Origin of the sequence: Prochlorococcus marinus str. AS9601 (assembly GCF_000015645.1) — a bacterium.
GTDB lineage: Bacteria > Cyanobacteriota > Cyanobacteriia > PCC-6307 > Cyanobiaceae > Prochlorococcus_A > Prochlorococcus_A marinus_O.
Genome location: NC_008816.1, coordinates 222,806 through 239,383 on the forward strand (window position 1 = coordinate 222,806; position 16,578 = coordinate 239,383).

20 protein-coding genes are annotated in these 16,578 nt (G+C 32.9%); 8 read left to right on the forward strand and 12 right to left on the reverse strand.

Features of this window, described 5'->3' with window-relative positions:
• Positions 1 to 39 precede the first annotated feature (39 nt).
• Positions 40 to 1,023 (forward strand): GTPase ObgE, encoded by a 984-nt coding sequence (gene obgE, locus A9601_RS10275; protein ID WP_011817711.1) that lies wholly within the window; start codon positions 40 to 42, stop codon positions 1,021 to 1,023.
• Positions 1,024 to 1,108: 85 nt separating this feature from the next.
• Positions 1,109 to 1,291, forward strand: coding sequence for a hypothetical protein (locus tag A9601_RS10280; protein WP_011817712.1), 183 nt, complete (start codon positions 1,109 to 1,111; stop codon positions 1,289 to 1,291).
• Between the two features lie 69 nt (positions 1,292 to 1,360).
• Here A9601_RS10280 and A9601_RS10285 read toward each other — a convergent pair whose 3' ends face one another.
• Both A9601_RS10285 and A9601_RS10290 read right to left on the reverse strand, forming a co-directional pair.
• Positions 1,361 to 1,579 carry a CP12 domain-containing protein gene (locus A9601_RS10285; protein ID WP_011817713.1) on the reverse strand — a complete coding sequence of 73 codons (219 nt, stop codon included), beginning with the start codon at positions 1,577 to 1,579 and terminating at the stop codon, positions 1,361 to 1,363.
• Positions 1,580 to 1,710: 131 nt separating this feature from the next.
• Positions 1,711 to 2,655, reverse strand: a complete 945-nt coding sequence (locus tag A9601_RS10290) for a glutathione S-transferase family protein (protein WP_011817714.1) — start codon at positions 2,653 to 2,655, stop codon at positions 1,711 to 1,713.
• A 23-nt stretch (positions 2,656 to 2,678) separates the two neighbouring features.
• Here A9601_RS10290 and A9601_RS10295 point away from each other — a divergent pair, with 23 nt between their 5' ends.
• A complete protein-coding gene (locus A9601_RS10295) occupies positions 2,679 to 3,584 on the forward strand; it encodes an aspartoacylase (RefSeq protein WP_011817715.1) in 906 nt (301 codons plus the stop codon).
• Positions 3,585 to 3,701: 117 nt separating this feature from the next.
• On the opposite strand, the gene A9601_RS18920 is transcribed toward A9601_RS10295, so the two are convergent.
• The gene (locus A9601_RS18920) at positions 3,702 to 3,830 is read right to left on the reverse strand and encodes a hypothetical protein (RefSeq protein ID WP_011817716.1); all 129 of its coding nucleotides are present in this window, start codon (positions 3,828 to 3,830) and stop codon (positions 3,702 to 3,704) included.
• A gap of 188 nt (positions 3,831 to 4,018) precedes the next feature.
• Between A9601_RS18920 and psbA the strand changes: the two genes are divergently transcribed.
• Both psbA and aroC read left to right on the forward strand, forming a co-directional pair.
• Positions 4,019 to 5,101, forward strand: coding sequence for a photosystem II q(b) protein (gene psbA, locus A9601_RS10300; RefSeq protein ID WP_002805533.1), 1,083 nt, complete (start codon positions 4,019 to 4,021; stop codon positions 5,099 to 5,101).
• 109 nt (positions 5,102 to 5,210) lie between these two features.
• Positions 5,211 to 6,308: a chorismate synthase gene (gene aroC, locus A9601_RS10305; protein ID WP_011817717.1), complete on the forward strand. Its 1,098-nt coding sequence runs from the start codon at positions 5,211 to 5,213 to the stop codon at positions 6,306 to 6,308.
• Between the two features lie 34 nt (positions 6,309 to 6,342).
• Here the strand turns inward: aroC and A9601_RS10310 are convergent, their stop codons facing one another.
• The 6 genes from A9601_RS10310 to isiD all read right to left on the reverse strand — a co-directional run bounded on the left by A9601_RS10310 (position 6,343) and on the right by isiD (position 12,618).
• Positions 6,343 to 6,969 (reverse strand): bifunctional 4-hydroxy-2-oxoglutarate aldolase/2-dehydro-3-deoxy-phosphogluconate aldolase, encoded by a 627-nt coding sequence (locus tag A9601_RS10310; protein ID WP_011817718.1) that lies wholly within the window; start codon positions 6,967 to 6,969, stop codon positions 6,343 to 6,345.
• Between the two features lie 21 nt (positions 6,970 to 6,990).
• Positions 6,991 to 8,844, reverse strand: coding sequence for an ATP-dependent zinc metalloprotease FtsH (ftsH, locus tag A9601_RS10315; protein WP_011817719.1), 1,854 nt, complete (start codon positions 8,842 to 8,844; stop codon positions 6,991 to 6,993).
• Between the two features lie 46 nt (positions 8,845 to 8,890).
• Positions 8,891 to 10,066, reverse strand: coding sequence for a sulfate adenylyltransferase (gene sat / locus A9601_RS10320; RefSeq protein ID WP_011817720.1), 1,176 nt, complete (start codon positions 10,064 to 10,066; stop codon positions 8,891 to 8,893).
• Between the two features lie 72 nt (positions 10,067 to 10,138).
• A complete protein-coding gene (locus tag A9601_RS10325) occupies positions 10,139 to 10,933 on the reverse strand; it encodes a photosystem II manganese-stabilizing polypeptide (protein ID WP_025979193.1) in 795 nt (264 codons plus the stop codon).
• A gap of 217 nt (positions 10,934 to 11,150) precedes the next feature.
• Complete coding sequence (coaBC, locus tag A9601_RS10330; RefSeq protein ID WP_011817722.1) at positions 11,151 to 12,407, reverse strand: bifunctional phosphopantothenoylcysteine decarboxylase/phosphopantothenate--cysteine ligase CoaBC; 1,257 nt, start codon at positions 12,405 to 12,407, stop codon at positions 11,151 to 11,153.
• A complete protein-coding gene (gene isiD, locus A9601_RS10335; protein WP_011817723.1) occupies positions 12,397 to 12,618 on the reverse strand; it encodes a protein IsiD in 222 nt (73 codons plus the stop codon). Before isiD ends, coaBC begins: the two co-directional genes overlap by 11 nt.
• A 218-nt stretch (positions 12,619 to 12,836) precedes the next feature.
• Between isiD and A9601_RS10340 the strand changes: the two genes are divergently transcribed.
• Together A9601_RS10340 and A9601_RS10345 are read left to right on the forward strand one after the other, a co-directional pair.
• Complete coding sequence (locus A9601_RS10340; protein ID WP_011817724.1) at positions 12,837 to 13,037, forward strand: hypothetical protein; 201 nt, start codon at positions 12,837 to 12,839, stop codon at positions 13,035 to 13,037.
• 11 nt (positions 13,038 to 13,048) lie between these two features.
• The gene (locus tag A9601_RS10345) at positions 13,049 to 13,390 is read left to right on the forward strand and encodes a DUF565 domain-containing protein (RefSeq protein ID WP_011817725.1); all 342 of its coding nucleotides are present in this window, start codon (positions 13,049 to 13,051) and stop codon (positions 13,388 to 13,390) included.
• Between the two features lie 2 nt (positions 13,391 to 13,392).
• Here the strand turns inward: A9601_RS10345 and A9601_RS10350 are convergent, their stop codons facing one another.
• Both A9601_RS10350 and A9601_RS10355 read right to left on the reverse strand, forming a co-directional pair.
• The gene (locus A9601_RS10350) at positions 13,393 to 14,409 is read right to left on the reverse strand and encodes an aspartate carbamoyltransferase catalytic subunit (RefSeq protein WP_011817726.1); all 1,017 of its coding nucleotides are present in this window, start codon (positions 14,407 to 14,409) and stop codon (positions 13,393 to 13,395) included.
• A gap of 21 nt (positions 14,410 to 14,430) precedes the next feature.
• Positions 14,431 to 15,012: a DNA-3-methyladenine glycosylase gene (locus A9601_RS10355; protein WP_071813216.1), complete on the reverse strand. Its 582-nt coding sequence runs from the start codon at positions 15,010 to 15,012 to the stop codon at positions 14,431 to 14,433.
• Between the two features lie 167 nt (positions 15,013 to 15,179).
• Between A9601_RS10355 and gatC the strand changes: the two genes are divergently transcribed.
• Positions 15,180 to 15,473, forward strand: a complete 294-nt coding sequence (gatC, locus tag A9601_RS10360) for an Asp-tRNA(Asn)/Glu-tRNA(Gln) amidotransferase subunit GatC (protein WP_011817728.1) — start codon at positions 15,180 to 15,182, stop codon at positions 15,471 to 15,473.
• 5 nt (positions 15,474 to 15,478) lie between these two features.
• Here gatC and A9601_RS10365 read toward each other — a convergent pair whose 3' ends face one another.
• Positions 15,479 to 16,426 carry a fatty acid desaturase gene (locus A9601_RS10365; protein ID WP_193328902.1) on the reverse strand — a complete coding sequence of 316 codons (948 nt, stop codon included), beginning with the start codon at positions 16,424 to 16,426 and terminating at the stop codon, positions 15,479 to 15,481.
• Between the last annotated feature and the right edge of the window lie 152 nt (positions 16,427 to 16,578).

The following is a 16,578-nucleotide window of genomic DNA, read 5'->3' on the forward strand; positions in this document are numbered from 1 at the left end:
ATTTAAAATACCTAGAAAACAATTTAATAAACGTATTAAGTGCAATTTATTGATCAAGCGAACATTATTCTTAAAGCTGGAAAAGGTGGCAATGGAATAGTTTCATTTAGAAGAGAAAAATTCGTTCCTGCTGGAGGACCTTCGGGGGGGAATGGTGGTAGAGGGGGTTCAGTTATTTTGATGGCTGATAATAATCTACAAACATTATTAGATTTCAAATTCAAACGTGAAATAATTGCTGAAGATGGATGCAAAGGAGGTCCTAATAAGAGATCAGGTGCTTCAGGTGAGGATACAATCCTTAAAGTACCATGCGGAACAGAAATCAGGGATATTAAAACCGGCATTATTTTAGGAGACTTAACTAAACATAAACAGAGTTTAACTATTGCCATTGGAGGAAGAGGTGGACATGGTAATGCATACTATTTAAGTAATCAAAATAGAGCCCCAGAATCATTCACTGAAGGAAAAGATGGTGAGATATGGGAGGTTCAATTAGAACTAAAACTTCTTGCAGAAGTTGGGATTATAGGTCTTCCAAATGCTGGGAAAAGTACCTTGATTTCTGTTGTATCATCTGCCCGTCCAAAAATCGCAAATTATCCTTTCACAACTCTAATACCTAACTTAGGTGTAGTAAGAAAAATTGATGGGAATGGTTGCCTTTTTGCGGATATTCCTGGATTAATATCAGGGGCAGCTGATGGAGTAGGTTTAGGCCATGATTTTTTAAGGCATATCCAAAGAACGAAGATACTTGTTCACTTAATTGATGCAATTGCAGAAAATCCTTTACATGATTTTGAGATAATTGAGCAGGAATTAAAAAAATATGGAAAAGGTCTTTTAGATAAAGAGAGGATAATAGTATTGAATAAAATCGAGCTGGTAGATGATGATTATCTGAAAATAATTTCAAAAAAGTTAGAAGATTTATCTAAAAAGAAAGTTTTAGTTATTTCTTCATCTTTAAAAAAAGGTTTATCTTCACTGCTTTCTGAAGTATGGAAAAGGATTTAACTTAAATTAAAATTTTTTTGTAAAAAAAAACACTTGATTTAATAATGAAAATTAGTCATAAATAAGATACCTCTTTAAACACAATATGAATTTCTATACTTGCTTTGATCAACAAGGAAAAATAATAGCTAGATGTCAAACCATTCAAGATATTGAGGTTTTAAAGAAAATGGGAAGACCAATTGTAGAAGTCAAGGAGATGAAAAATGAAGAGTCAGTTGTATGTTCACTTACAGGAAGTCCATCCGACTTTAATAGAGATTACTAATAGAATTAATAAATAAAAAAAGGGCTTTTAGAGCCCTTTTTTATTGTGTATTATCTATCAAAAGAAAACTTAATCATCATAAACAAGACATTCTGGTTCGTCCGGGTTGGCATCGCAGAATAGTTCCAAAGCATTAGGATCATGTTTATCCTCTGGATGATGATCTTTGTACTCTTCGAGTTCTTTTAGCTCTTCAGTTAAATGTCTGACCTTTGGAAGATTGCCCTCTGCTTTTGCAGATTCGATTTCCGATTGATCTTTTTGGATGTGTTCGTCAATGGATTTCATTTTAAGCTTTTCGCACTTTAGTAGACATACATAACATAGTTAATTTCTAATGAAATTGCATTATCTATGAACTAAATAAGTGTTCATTACAACATCATTTTTTTTTTTTTGAAATTGATTTATTTATTTTTTTAGGTCTCTACTTTCATTATTTCCTTTAGCGATGGTAAAACTGGGATTATTTCATTTGGGTTCAAAGGGAATAAAGCTCGATAGTAATCTTTTTTCCATTCATTGTCGAAGCATGTCCTATTTACATTAGATAATTTAAAGAATTTTAATCTCCATTCAATAATCTTTTCGAAACTTGAAAGTTCTTGTTCAGTACATTTGAAAAGTTTGCTATATATCAATTCCCATCTTATAAGAGTTGGAAAAAGGTAAATATCTGCGTAGGTTAACTCTTCTCCAAATATCCAGTCCCCTTTGTTTTTCTCTAGTAAATTTTCAACTTCATTTATAGCCGTGAAAAGATTTTGACTTGCTTTTTCGTAAGCTGACTGGTTTCTGGCGAAACCACATTTATATACGCCATCATTAATGCTGTTATTAATTAAATCTAAAAATTTTTGATTACAATTTTTAATGCTTAATGTCTTATATTTCGATTCATTTTTTATTGAATTGAGCAGCCTTATAATCTGTGAACTTTCATTAGACAAAATATTTACTTCATCTTTTACAAAACTAATTAAAAGAGGTAATGTCGCTCTAAAAATAATCTTTTCATTAGCATTTTTGTAAAGGTCTGAAAGTCTTATATATCCTTTAATACTTGTATTGAAGATCCATTCGCCATGCTCAACATCTGCTTTTAAAAAAATAACCTTAACTTTTTTTGATAAATGTTTTATTTCGTGGACGAGTAAAGTTCTTTGACACCATGGACAAGAATTGCCTACTAACAAATAAATTTGCCCATGCTCATTATTAATATCGTATTCACTATCAATTGTTATACCTTTGGGCCTTATATAATTACCATGTAAATCTGATGGCGCAAAGCCATTCATTAGTTGAGTCCAAAACCAAAACCAGAATTTTTTGGAGGCCATAATAAGGTGTCTATTTTGCATAAAATTTTATTTTTAAAGAAAAAATGACTGTTCAAAGAATACTTATCGTTTCAGGCACTCATGGGAATGAAATTAATCCTGTTTGGGCGGTTAAACAATTTAATAGAGAGGAAAATAGTTTAAAACATGGTATTGAGTATGAATACATCATAGGTAATCCTGTTGCCTATGAAAAAGGGTGCAGATATATAGATGTAGATTTAAATAGATCTTTTAAAGAAAGTGAGAATTGTGATCAACAAAAGAATAGCTTTTATGAAACAAATAGAGCCAATTTTTTGTTAGATGAATTTGGAATTGACGGATCTAAACCCTGTCAAATTGTAATCGATTTGCATACTACTACTGCAAATATGGGAACTAGTATTGTTTTGTATGGGAGGAGATTCAAAGATTTTTGTTTAGCTGCGTTACTGCAGAACAAATTTGGATTGCCTATTTATTTGCACGAAAAAGATAAAGCTCAAACTGGCTTTCTTGTAGAAGCTTGGCCATGTGGTCTAGTTATTGAAATAGGAGCTGTAGCACAAAATTTTTATGATCCAAAAATCATAGATAGATTCTCTCTAATAATTAGCTCCCTAAGGGAAGAGATAGATAAATTAAAAAATAACCTTATAGAACTCCCAAAGGAATTGGTTGTTTATGTTCATCAAGGAAGCATAGATTATCCAAGAGATAAAAAAGGAGTTATTGATGGTCTAATTCATCCTGAGAGAATAAATCAAGATTGGAAAATGATTAAAAAAGGAGATCCATTATTTCTTGATAGCCAAGGAATAGTTCACAAATATGACGGAGACCAATTGATTTGGCCTGTTTTTATTGGAGAAGTTGCTTATAAGGAAAAAAATATTGCCATGAGTTACACAAAAAAAGAAGTTATTTGTTCCAAAAAACAATGGGTTCAAGATTTTGAAAGTCTTTAAATTAAGAAACCGGAACAATAAATCATTGAAAACTAATAAGGATTTTTTATTTAATAGATAATTTTATTTAATGTTCAATACTTTAATTTTTTTTACTAACTCTTAAACCCTAAAAACCTAAATTCTTTCGCTCCAATAGATAACAGCTCCAAAACCCTCTAATTGCAGTCTTCTAAACCTAGCCTCTTTTAAGGAAACTACCTCTTTCGATCTTTTTCCGTTAAGAAGCCATTCGATAATTACCAAGTTTAATCACCAATTACAAAGAAAATATTAAGACATAAAGTCTCTTTTCTTAGTATTTCGCAAAAATAACTTTACCTAAAGAAAATAATTTACACATTTTTAGAGATTTTGGTCTAAAATCTTCGAAGCGGAATTTATTTTCCGTTTTTATTTACACGTCTCAATTTAGAGACATACTTTACGAACTCATGACAACTATTCAGCAGCAGCGTTCTTCGCTGTTAAAAGGTTGGCCACAGTTTTGTGAGTGGGTAACATCAACTAACAACAGAATTTATGTTGGTTGGTTCGGCGTCTTAATGATTCCATGCCTTCTTACAGCAGCGGCTTGCTTCATCGTTGCATTCATCGCAGCACCACCAGTAGACATCGACGGAATTAGAGAGCCAGTTGCTGGTTCATTCCTATATGGAAACAACATCATCTCAGGTGCAGTTGTTCCTTCATCTAACGCTATTGGTCTACACTTCTACCCAATTTGGGAAGCAGCTACTGTAGATGAGTGGTTATACAACGGTGGTCCTTACCAGCTTGTAATTTTCCACTTCCTAATTGGTATCTCAGCATACATGGGAAGACAGTGGGAGCTTTCATACCGTTTAGGTATGCGTCCTTGGATCTGTGTTGCATACTCTGCACCAGTTTCAGCAGCTTTCGCAGTATTTCTTGTATACCCATTCGGTCAAGGTTCATTCTCTGACGGAATGCCTTTAGGTATCTCTGGAACATTCAACTTCATGTTTGTTTTCCAGGCAGAGCACAACATTCTTATGCACCCATTCCACATGGCTGGTGTTGCTGGTATGTTCGGAGGATCTTTATTCTCAGCTATGCACGGTTCACTTGTTACTTCATCTCTAATCAGAGAAACAACTGAGACAGAGTCTCAGAACTATGGTTACAAGTTCGGACAAGAAGAAGAAACATATAACATCGTTGCAGCTCATGGCTACTTCGGTCGTTTGATCTTCCAATATGCTTCATTCAACAACAGCAGAAGTCTTCACTTCTTCCTAGCTGTATTCCCAGTTGTTTGTGTATGGTTAACTTCAATGGGTATCTGCACAATGGCATTCAACCTTAACGGTTTCAACTTCAACCAGTCAGTTGTTGATGCAAACGGTAAGATTGTTCCTACATGGGGTGACGTTCTTAACAGAGCAAACCTAGGTATGGAAGTAATGCACGAGCGTAACGCTCACAACTTCCCACTTGATCTAGCAGCAGCTGAGTCTACAACAGTAGCTCTTTCAGCTCCAGCTATCGGTTAAGCTTAAAGTTCTTAAATTTACAAGCCCCCTTTTTGGGGGCTTTTTTTTTGTTTAATTTTCAATTGGTTTCATATAATGTTTATATATAGATAAAACATTTGATATTTCTATGAGTAGTAGTTTTGGAAAAATTTTTCGTGTTAGTACTTTTGGAGAATCACATGGTGGTGCAGTAGGAGTTATCCTTGATGGATGTCCCCCTAAGTTAAAAGTAGATATAAATCTGATACAAAATGAATTAGATAGGCGAAGGCCTGGCCAAAGTGACATTACAACGCCCAGAAATGAAGAAGATAAAATTGAAATATTAAGTGGGATAAAGGAAGGGTTCACACTTGGAACTCCAATAGCGATGTTGGTAAGAAACAAGGATCAAAGACCAGGAGACTATGATAATTTGGAACAAGTATTTAGGCCTTCTCATGCAGATGGTACATATCATCTGAAATATGGAATTCAGGCAAGTTCTGGCGGTGGAAGAGCCTCTGCTAGAGAAACAATTGGGAGAGTAGCTGCTGGTGCTGTAGCAAAACAATTATTAAAAACCTTCTGTAACACTGAAATACTATCTTGGGTAAAGCGTATACATGATATTGAGTCTGATATAAATAAAGAGAAGATTTCTCTCAAACAAATAGATTCTAATATTGTTAGATGTCCAGATGAAAAGGTATCAACAGAAATGATCGAGAGAATTAAGGAATTAAAGCGTCAAGGAGACTCTTGCGGCGGTGTTATTGAATGTCTAGTAAGGAATGTTCCCTCGGGTCTTGGAATGCCAGTTTTTGATAAATTAGAAGCTGATTTAGCAAAGGCTTTGATGTCTTTGCCTGCCACGAAAGGCTTTGAAATAGGTTCAGGTTTCTCTGGAACTTATTTAAAAGGAAGCGAACATAATGATGCATTCATCAAGTCTGATGATATTAGTAAGTTAAGAACAACATCAAACAATTCAGGAGGTATACAGGGCGGAATAAGTAATGGTGAAAATATCGAGATGAAGATAGCTTTTAAACCTACAGCAACCATCGGGAAAGAACAGAAAACAGTAAATGCTGAAGGTAAAGAAGTACTTATGAAAGCAAAAGGGAGGCACGATCCATGCGTTCTACCAAGAGCAGTTCCCATGGTTGATGCTATGGTAGCTCTAGTACTTGCTGATCATTTGCTTCTAAATCATGCTCAATGTGACTTAATAAATAAGTAGTATTTTTCTTGAATAAATTATATTTATCTTTGATTTAATTATTTTTGAGCCATTCAAATATTTTTGGATCAAATTTTTTATTTTTGATAGCTTTATCTCCAATTACGACTGCTTTATACCCTAAAGATTTATAAGTTTTTAAATCATTGATTGATAGTCCTCCAGCAGCAATGAAATCAATATTTGTATAGTTGAGTATATCTATCGAACTATCTTTACTGTTTATTGGGTAAATTTTGATAATTTTGCAATTTAAATCTATCGCTTCCTTAAGATCTTTTAAATTATTAATTCCAGGAATTAATAAATAACTTTTTGACTGCGCATAATTGAAAAGATCTTTATCCCAAAATTTCATCATCGAAAAATTTAATCCAATTTTTAAAGAATCTTCTATTGATTGCTTATTAACTATGGAGGCGGAGCCTAAATTAATTCTTGGATATTTAATTTTAATATCGGATACAAAATCGAACCAATTTTCGTTGTTAGACCAACTTATTTCAATATTCTTTAATCCTAATTTTACTAAGTATTCTAATTCTTCAAAAAATGAATTTCTTATAGAGGTATTTGAGTAAATATTATCTTCAGGTTTTATAAGTAAAAAAAAAGACTCAGTTTTCAGGAACTCCGAAAAAGAATCTTCTTTATTATTCATTAAAAATTTAAACTTTCGCGATTAAATATAGTTTGCGACTTTTACTTCTGAGCGGTTAAGCAAATCTTGGATATCTTCAGTATCTATAGTTTCTCTTTCAATTAGCATTTGAGCCATTTCGTCTAGAACTGTTCTGTTATCTGATAAAACTTTTGTAGCTCTCTTATAGGCAACATCAACAAGTTCTGAAACCTCTACATCAATTGTTGCGGCCGTGTCTTCAGAGAAATCTCTTGTAGAGCTCATATCTCTTCCTAGAAACATTCCACCTTGAGATTGACCTAGAGCGACAGGACCTATTTTGTCACTCATGCCGAATTTAGTGATCATTTGTCTTGCTACATTAGCAACTTGTTGTAAATCATTTGAAGCTCCAGTTGTTACTTCTTCTTCTCCATAAACAATTTCTTCAGCAACTCTTCCACCAAGAGCTACAGCCATTTGATTTTGAAGGTAAGAACGTGAGTAAAGACCAGATTCCATTCTTTCTTCACTTGGAGTAAAGAAGGTTAGACCTCCAGCTTGACCTCTTGGAATAATTGAAACTTTTGCTACTGGATCATAATCAGGCATTAATGCTCCAACGAGTGCATGACCAGCTTCGTGATAAGCAACTAATTCTTTTTTCTTATCACTGATGACTCTATCTTTCTTTTCTGGGCCAGCCATAACTCTTTCAATGGCATCACCGACTTCATCGTTACTTACTTTATCTAAATCTTTTCTAGCTGCTAATATTGCTGCTTCATTTAAGAGGTTAGCTAAATCTGCACCAGTAAATCCTGGTGTTCTTCTAGCAACTTTATCTAAATCTACGTCTTTTGAAAGAGTTTTATCTTTCGCATGAACATTTAATATCTGCAATCTTCCAGCATAATCTGGTCTATCTACTGTTACCTGTCTATCGAATCTTCCAGGACGCATTAAAGCTGAATCTAAGACATCTGGTCTGTTGGTGGCAGCAACTATTATTATTCCTGAATTACCTTCGAAACCATCCATTTCAGTTAGGAGTTGATTTAATGTTTGCTCTCTTTCATCATTTCCTCCGCCCATACCAGCACCCCTTTGTCTTCCAACTGCATCTATTTCGTCAATAAAAACAATACAAGGAGCATTCTTTTTAGCTTGTTCAAAAAGATCTCTAACTCTGCTAGCTCCAACTCCTACAAACATCTCTACAAATTCTGAACCAGATATTGAGAAAAAAGGTACACCTGCTTCTCCAGCTACTGCTTTTGCTAATAATGTTTTTCCTGTCCCAGGAGGGCCAACAAGAAGAACTCCTTTTGGAATTTTTGCTCCTACTGCAGTAAATCTATCTGGGCTCTTAAGAAAATCTACAACTTCTGTAAGTTCTAATTTTGCCCCTTCAACACCTGCAACATCTGAAAAGGTTACTTGTGTAGATGGTTCCATTTGCAATCTAGCTTTGCTTTTACCAAAACTCATGGCAGGGTTACCACCTCCAGCATTACCGCTTTGGGATCTTCTGAAAAGAAAAAATAGGCCTCCGATCAAAAGTACTGGAAAAATTAAGCTACTTATAGCTTGTTGCCATGGATTGGCTAATTTTGTAGGAGTTACAGCTATATCTACATTATTCTCAGTCAGTATTTTTAATAAATCTTTGTCAGGGGCTAAATTGACCTCAGACCTGCTCCCATCATTTTCAACAACTTGAGCTGTGGCATTATCTGGAGATATTAGGACTCTACTGATTTCTTTATCTTGAACTGCCTCTATAAAATCACTATATCTCAAGGTCTTTGTAGAACTTTCAGTATTAGGTTTATCAAAAACTGAGGTACCAATGAAAATTACAGTAATAACAGCTAGAACGTAAAGTCCTACGTTTCTCCAACGTTTGTTCACAATAAAAAATCTTTAATAAATCTATAATACTAATAATAAAACATTATTAAGAGCGTCTTAGAACATCTACTACACTTTTGAATGCAAACCATTCAGGAATTGGTTCGCCATTCCTTAATTTCTTTCTAAATTCAGTACCACTAAGTTTCATAATTTCATAATTTAATTCTTTGGCTTCTTCAGCTGTTATATATCCTTTTTCCTTCGTATAAACTAAATTTTTTGAAGGAACAGTTTGCATCATCAATTCATCTGCGCACTTATTTGCAAAATTCTGGGCGTCATATGGACCATAAAAATCCTCACCAGTTGATGAAGACTTACAACCAGCCATATCTCTACCAATAATAAAGTGGGTGCAGCCATAATTTCTTCTGATTATCATATGTTGCAAAGCTTCTCTTGGCCCCGCCATATGCATTGAATAAGGTAAAAAAGCCCATTTTATTCTTTCATCAGATATTTCCTCTTCTAATTCTTTATATGTCAAATATCTAACTTTCCCCGGGATATCATCTTGTTGAGTTGGTCCACAAGTTGGATGAACTAAAACAACTGATTTAGAGGAGACATTTTCTGAAAGTAAGGCATTAGTAAATAATTCATAATGTGCTCTATGAATTGGATTTCTGCATTGAAATGCAACTACATCATGATTTGGTGGCAGTGTAGATCTAACTTCTTCTGGAGTTTTGCAGGGGAATTCTCTAGTTGGCAGTTCGAAACCATAAACTCTTCCTCCTATATAAAATCTACCTCTCTCGTTAAAAATCATCTTAACAGCAGGATGATCTAAAGAATTAGTACCATAACAAAGTTCAGCTTCTAAGGATTTGTCAGGCTCCCATTTAGAGCTAACTTCTAAAACTGCTATTTTTTGTTTTTTATAGGTAAGTAATATTGTCTCTCCAGTTTTTACTTTTTCATTATTGGAATCAAATACAATAGGCAAGCCAAAAAGCAACCCGCTTGTATTTCTATTATTCTTAATCACCGAATTGTAGTTATTTGCATCCATAAAACCTTCCAATGGAGAAAAAGCTCCAACCATTAAAAGTTCTACATCGCATGCATTTCTCTCGCTACATTCAAACTCATAAGTAGCTTTAGAAATAAGTTCATTTTTAAGGCTTTTATCTTTGATAATTAAATTTTTTAGTTCCCCTCCATAAGGCGGTATTAGTCCATTATTATCTGTTTTAGTTTTTTGTTGTAATTCCATTTTTAAAATTGATTAAAGAAAAATTTTGAAAAAAAAAGAGGGGTTTAACCCCCTTTTTCTCTCGAGTAGGATTTATGCTTTTCTTCCGTAAAGCTCCCCAATTATTTTTACATCCAGTGGATCCTTTGAACCCATATCTGTATCTGAAGGTTGAATTGCTTCAAAAGTACCAGCAAATTCGTCTGTGTCTGAATCTACATTGTTGATTGAAAGAGTAATAACGCCAGTACCGTTTACATCAACTTTAATATTTTCTTTTGCAAGTTCTTCGTCATCGCCTCCTAATGCAACTAAACCTTGAGCATATTCAACACCAGTGTTTTTTGCTCTTGCCTTAGGATCTAGAAAGTCACCAGTTCTATAGTTAGGTGTAAACGTTGAACCACTAACCTCAGTGCCAGGCTCAATTGATGAAGGTAAATCAGCTGTAAGATCTTTTGCTGAGAATGCAAATGGCACCTCTAAACCACCAGGAGTTAATACAGTAATAAGTTGAAAATCAATACCACCTTTTTCAGTGAAAGTTCCTGAATCTATATCTCCATAAACTTCTGTCACTGTGGTGTTATTTCTAGGACTAATAATTTTTGTAGAAACAAATTCTGCAGCTTTTCGTTTTGTTCCTGGCACTTTTACATAAACTTCTGTTGGATGCATGCATATTCCTTTAAGGCTATCTCCATTTCCTAGAGATATTGATCCGACAAGAGATGAGTCTAATGTAGGACAATCATTAGCTTTTCCCGTGTTAACAACATCTGTGAATTGTGCATTTCCTCTTTCAGAAAAAGCAAATGTTTTAACAGGTACGAAAGCAAAAGTTATACAAAGTGAAATAACAAAAGCTAAGAAAGAACGAATTCTCATAATTAAAGTTGCAGTAAAGTTCTGTGACGATAGATTAAAGGTCATCTAATAAGTTCAGTACGGATATTACAAGGGAAAGGACCATAAAAGATAGGACTATTAAATCCTCGAAACAACCCGTAGCTTTTTAGATTTTAAAAAACTGGAATTATTTTAAGCTATCACATTATTTTTAATGATTAAGATTACAAAAAAATACAAATTAAAAAATTTTTTTTTATTTTTTTAATGAAATAATTTGGGTTATTAATTTATTTGCTAAATCAATTTTTGATGTTTTGTTAATGTAGTGCTCCATATTATTAGTATCGAATAACCAACCTTCATTTTGTGCTAAAAAGCCAAATCCTTGGCCTTCAAGATCAATTGGATTTGCGAATAGATAATCACAACCCTTTTGGATAATCTTTTTTTTAATTGTCATTCGTGCTTCTTCTATAGATCCTGTAAAAGCACAAAAGCCTACAAAAACTTGGTTATCTTTTTTTGATTTACTAATTGTTTTTAAAATATCTGGGACTAGTTCAAAGTTTTTATTCAAATGAGCATTAATTTGATTTTTTGGAATTTTAGCTGAAGTATCAGAGGTTATTTTGAAATCAGATACTGCTGCATTCATGAAAAAATAATCGCAATTTGATATTTCATTATTAAGTGTCCTAATTAAATCAACACTAGTTTCAATTTCATATCTTTTTATTCCATCAGTAAGATTCTTATCGATTTTAAGAGGACCATGAACATATTTTACTTGTGCTCCCCTGAACCTCGCTACTTGAGAGAGAAGTAGGCCCATAGCTCCAGAACTTTTGTTAGTAATATGTCTTGCCGCGTCAATTTTCTCTGAGGTACACCCTCCAGTTATTAAAATTTCTTTATTAAGTAAATCTTTGCGATATTCATTTTGCTTATGTGAAGCTATAAATTCAAGAGCTAATTGGATTAGATCATTTGGAGGTATCTTACCGATGCCAAGAGCATCACATGCCAAGAGGCCTTCACTTGGTTGCAAAGACAAAACATTTTCATAATTCTGTAAATTCTCATAATTTTTTTGGACAGCTTTATTTAGCCACATTTGTGTATTCATTGCTGGTGCAACAATAATGGGCTTAATATTTGCTATTAATATGCTTGGGATCAATCCCTCTGCATTTCCAGTTACCCATTTTGCTAATGTTGTGGCTGTTAAAGGGGCGATGATTAAAATATCAGCCCAATTACTTAGTTCTATGTGAAGAGGTGTTGATTGACAATCAGACCATTGATCATTTTCTAAAATGCACGGGTTTCTACTTAAAATAGAAAGAGAAAGCGGCTTTATTAATTTTTCTGCATTTTTTGATAAAACGCATTTTATTTCATAATTTTCTTTCGCTAATTGGCTAACTAATAATGGAATTCTTACAGCTGCAATACTTCCAGTTATTAATAAAAGAACCTTTATTTTTGAGTCCTTACTTTTAGTTTTCATCGAAAGGTTCCTGATCGAGGAGATGGGTATAATTAGTCGTTAATTCAGGCCTATTGATTGCAAGAGCTCTTAGTAAGTGCCAGTCTTTTAAACCATCAAATGGAGTATTATAATCATCTTCCTCTAGCCTTTTAGCGAGCTCAAGGGTCATTTCTTCATCAAAAGAATTTACTAGTTCCTCACTTATTTTATTTTCAGAAATGAATTTCATATTGAGTAAAGTCAATATACTTTAATAATAAAGCCTCAAGTAATTATTTAAAATTGATATAAGAATTAAGTACATATTACAAGGATATGATAATTTCAATTTTCATAATCTTTATCAAATTTTTGTTCGGTCATTTATCTTCATTCTCAGTCATAAATATGCAAAATCTTCTTTTCAAAAATATTCTTTCTTAAAATGTTTGTGTAAAAATTTATATCATGTCGCAAACCAAAAAAGAGCAAATTATTAGTCACATACGCTATTTAAGGCAAGAGCTCAGAGAAATACATTTAGGAATAAAAGAAGATGACCTCTTCCCTGACCCAGGCGAATTAAGAGGATTAATGGCTCAGTTGGAAGCATTACTTGAATTAATAGAAGGAAATACTAAAATTCAATCAAACTCTAAAGTGGCTTAGTTTAATGCAAAATGGTTGTTAAACCTCAAAAGACAAAATTTCAGCTAAACATTGTGGAAAATATTCAGACATTAAGTATTTGGGCTAGTAATCCATGGAGAAGATATTCAATTTCATTGATTACACTTTTAATAGGCTACTTTTTTGGAAGTTCTCTTGGTATGGTAAGTGCCGTTGTGGAACTCATGGATCCTGTAGCAGCTTTTTTATCAGTAGTTTTTATTGAGTTTTTAATAGTTCTAAGAAGAAATTTTAGATTTGAAAAGAAAAAGAAATTTTTAGTACTTTTATTAGATTCTTTAAGATTGGGATTATTTTATGGTTTCTTTACTGAAAGTCTTAAGTTGCTATAAATTTACTTGTTGTGTTTTTGTAATAGATAAAGCAAAGCCATTCTTATGGGGATTCCATTTGCAACTTGATTATTTATTAAGCAATTAGGATATCGATCTACCACTTTGCTGCTTATTTCAATATCTCTGTTAATGGGACCAGGATGTAGAATTGGAATTTCTTTATTATTTAAAGATAATTTCTCTGGGGTTAAGCCATAATCCAAACTATATGAATCAATGCTACTTAGTAAATTTTCCATCATTCTCTCTTTCTGGAGTCTTAAAACAATAATCGCATCTGCAGTTTTTATTGATTCTTCCAATGATCTAGAAATTGTTATGGAACCTCTTGATTTAACAGGATCTTCTGTTTGATTTGGCGCGGGGGTTTTTAAAAAATTGATAAATTCATCAGGTATTAATGCCTTAGGACCACATAAGATTATATCCGCGCCGAATGCACTTAAAGCCCAAAGATTTGACCTCGCAACCCTTGAATGATTTACGTCTCCAATTATTAAAATTTTTTTGGAATTTAAAACCTCTGGATTCAATGTTTGTGGGGAAAAGAATTTTATCAATGTATAGATGTCAAGCAATCCTTGGCTGGGGTGACTATGTAATCCATCTCCCGCATTAAGAACCGATGTCTTGGAATTTATTGCATCAAGTTTTTTTGCGATTTCAAAGGTTATGTAACTTGATGAATGTCTGATAACTAATGTATCCGCCCCCATAGCTGAATAAGTTATAGCGGTATCAATTATTGTTTCGCCTTTTGTTAAAGAGCTGGAGGATGGCGCAAACGTTTGGACATCAGCAGAAAGTCTTTTTGCTGCAAGCTCAAAACTATTTTTTGTTCTTGTACTTGCTTCAAAAAATAAAGAAGTTACCAAAGTCCCTTGTAAAGCCGGTATCTTTTTTGTTCCTGCATTCTTTAGTGCATCAAATCTATTAGCTAATTCAAATACTGACTCATAATCTTTAATTGAAAAATTAGCTAGTGTGTGTATATGTTTATGAGGCCAAATTTGCATTACGTTTAAAAAGATAAATGATTATAGAAATTTAGGTGTTCTGTCACCTTTTAATCTTTTACTTACACTCCTACTATTTTTGAGATACCAACGCCATTTTATATTTTTTGCCTTTGATATGCCAATTCTCGTTGTTTGAATAAGATCTTTTTCTTCTAGAGTGGAGTCTCGTGGAGAAATCCATAAAGATTTGTTATCAAGAACTTCAAGTGAGTTAAATGAAATGTCTACACTGAATGTTTTAGTTACTAGGCCAGGTCCAGAAGCTAATCTTTCATTCTTGTTAGATATAAAAACTGATCTTATCAAAACACCACTTGCAAAATTTTCTCTATCAGTAACTATATTTAAACAATGATGAATGCCATAAGATTTGTAAATATAAAATGTGCCAGGTTTACCAAATAATGATTTGTTTGATTCAGTCATTTTGCGGTAGCCATGACAGGCCTCTTCTTCCTGTGAATAAGCTTCAGTTTCAACAATTATCCCTTTAACTTGATCTATCTCATTATTTTTTTTTATGAGGTAACAGCCTATTAAATCAGGAGCAACAAGTTTAGAGTGCCGATAAAAAAAATTTTTTGGAAATAATTCTTCTATTGTTCAATATCTATCTAATAACATATTTAGCTGAGAAAAATAATTAAGGCTAATAGTTGATATTGATTTTTAAAAAAAAGTGATTTTTTAAATTATTTGAAATTCAAAGGATATGTAAATAAGTTGCTCTTAATAACCTATTATTTAGTAAGAAAGATATTAAAAGTATGACAAAAATAACTAAAGAGGAAGTAAATAAAGTTGCTCATTTAGCGAGATTAGAACTTAACGAGAATGAAATTAATAATCATGCAGAACAATTAGAAAAGATATTGGATTATATAAGACAACTTGAAAAAATTGATACTGATGATGTGCCCTGTACAACTAGAGCTATAGAGGTTGTAAATGTATTTAGAAAAGACGAAAAGAAAAATTCTGATTGCAATGAAGAACTTTTAGAATTGGGTCCATCGAGAGAAGATAAATATTTTAAAGTACCAAAAATCCTTAATGAATGAGTAAGTTAGTTGCTTCCAATAAATGTTTTGTTTACTATCTTTAATAAAAATTTTTTTATTTTAAAGCTTGGATATAAATTTATGATTTTTCTAATTTTCCCTCTCTTTTTGCTATGACTCCTTACACCAATTAATAAATCATAAATAAAATTAAAAATGTCATCTTTGCTTTCGAATATCCCAACCCTTTGAGGGGAGCCTTTTTTATCCAATAAAGGCTTAGTTTTTTCATAAGCTATTTTGTATTCAAACCAAGGAATCGATGGCCAAAGATGATGAATGAGATGATAATTTTGTCCCATTATTAATAAATTCATAAATTTGCTTGGATAAACTCGAGAATTTATCCATTTATTTCTTGATCTAAATGGTCTATGGGGTAAATAATCAAAAAATATTCCTAAAGTGACCCCTACCATTAATGCTGGGCCGAACCATAAATTATAAATTAAATTCATAAAGTCAAATTTCAAACCTGCTAATATGATTGTTATGAATATTGATCTTTCAATTCCCCATTGTAGTAATTCATATCTTCGCCAGAGTTTTCTTTGAAAGAAAAATACCTCATGATAAAAAAATCTTGGAGCAATTAGCCAAATTGGACCAAAAGTACTGACAATATGATCTGGATCATTTTTGGGGTGATTTACGTGAATATGATGTTGTAAATGAACTCTAGTAAAAACTGGGAAGCTAAACCCTAACAGAATAGCTGAGCCATGCCCCATTGCTTGATTTATCCAAGGAACTGGATGAGCAGCTTTATGACAGGCATCATGAATTACAGTACCCTCAATATGTAAAGCTAAAAAAGCAGTGGCTACAAGTAAAGGCAAAGGCCAAACACCTCTATACCATTGCCATATGCTAAGAAAAGCGAGAAAATAACCGCCAAAAAATAAACCTAATGTTGGATTCCAAAAACTTGGCGGATCTACGTAATTTTTAATCTCTTTTTGCCAATTAAATGTTTTTGAAGAATTAGTATTTTTCGTTGTATTTTTACTGGTTAAGTTTGAAATCGTTTCTTTTATTCTTTAAATAATATAACTAATATTTTAAGATGATTGCATGCTCAAACATAAAAAATTTCTTTTAGGAG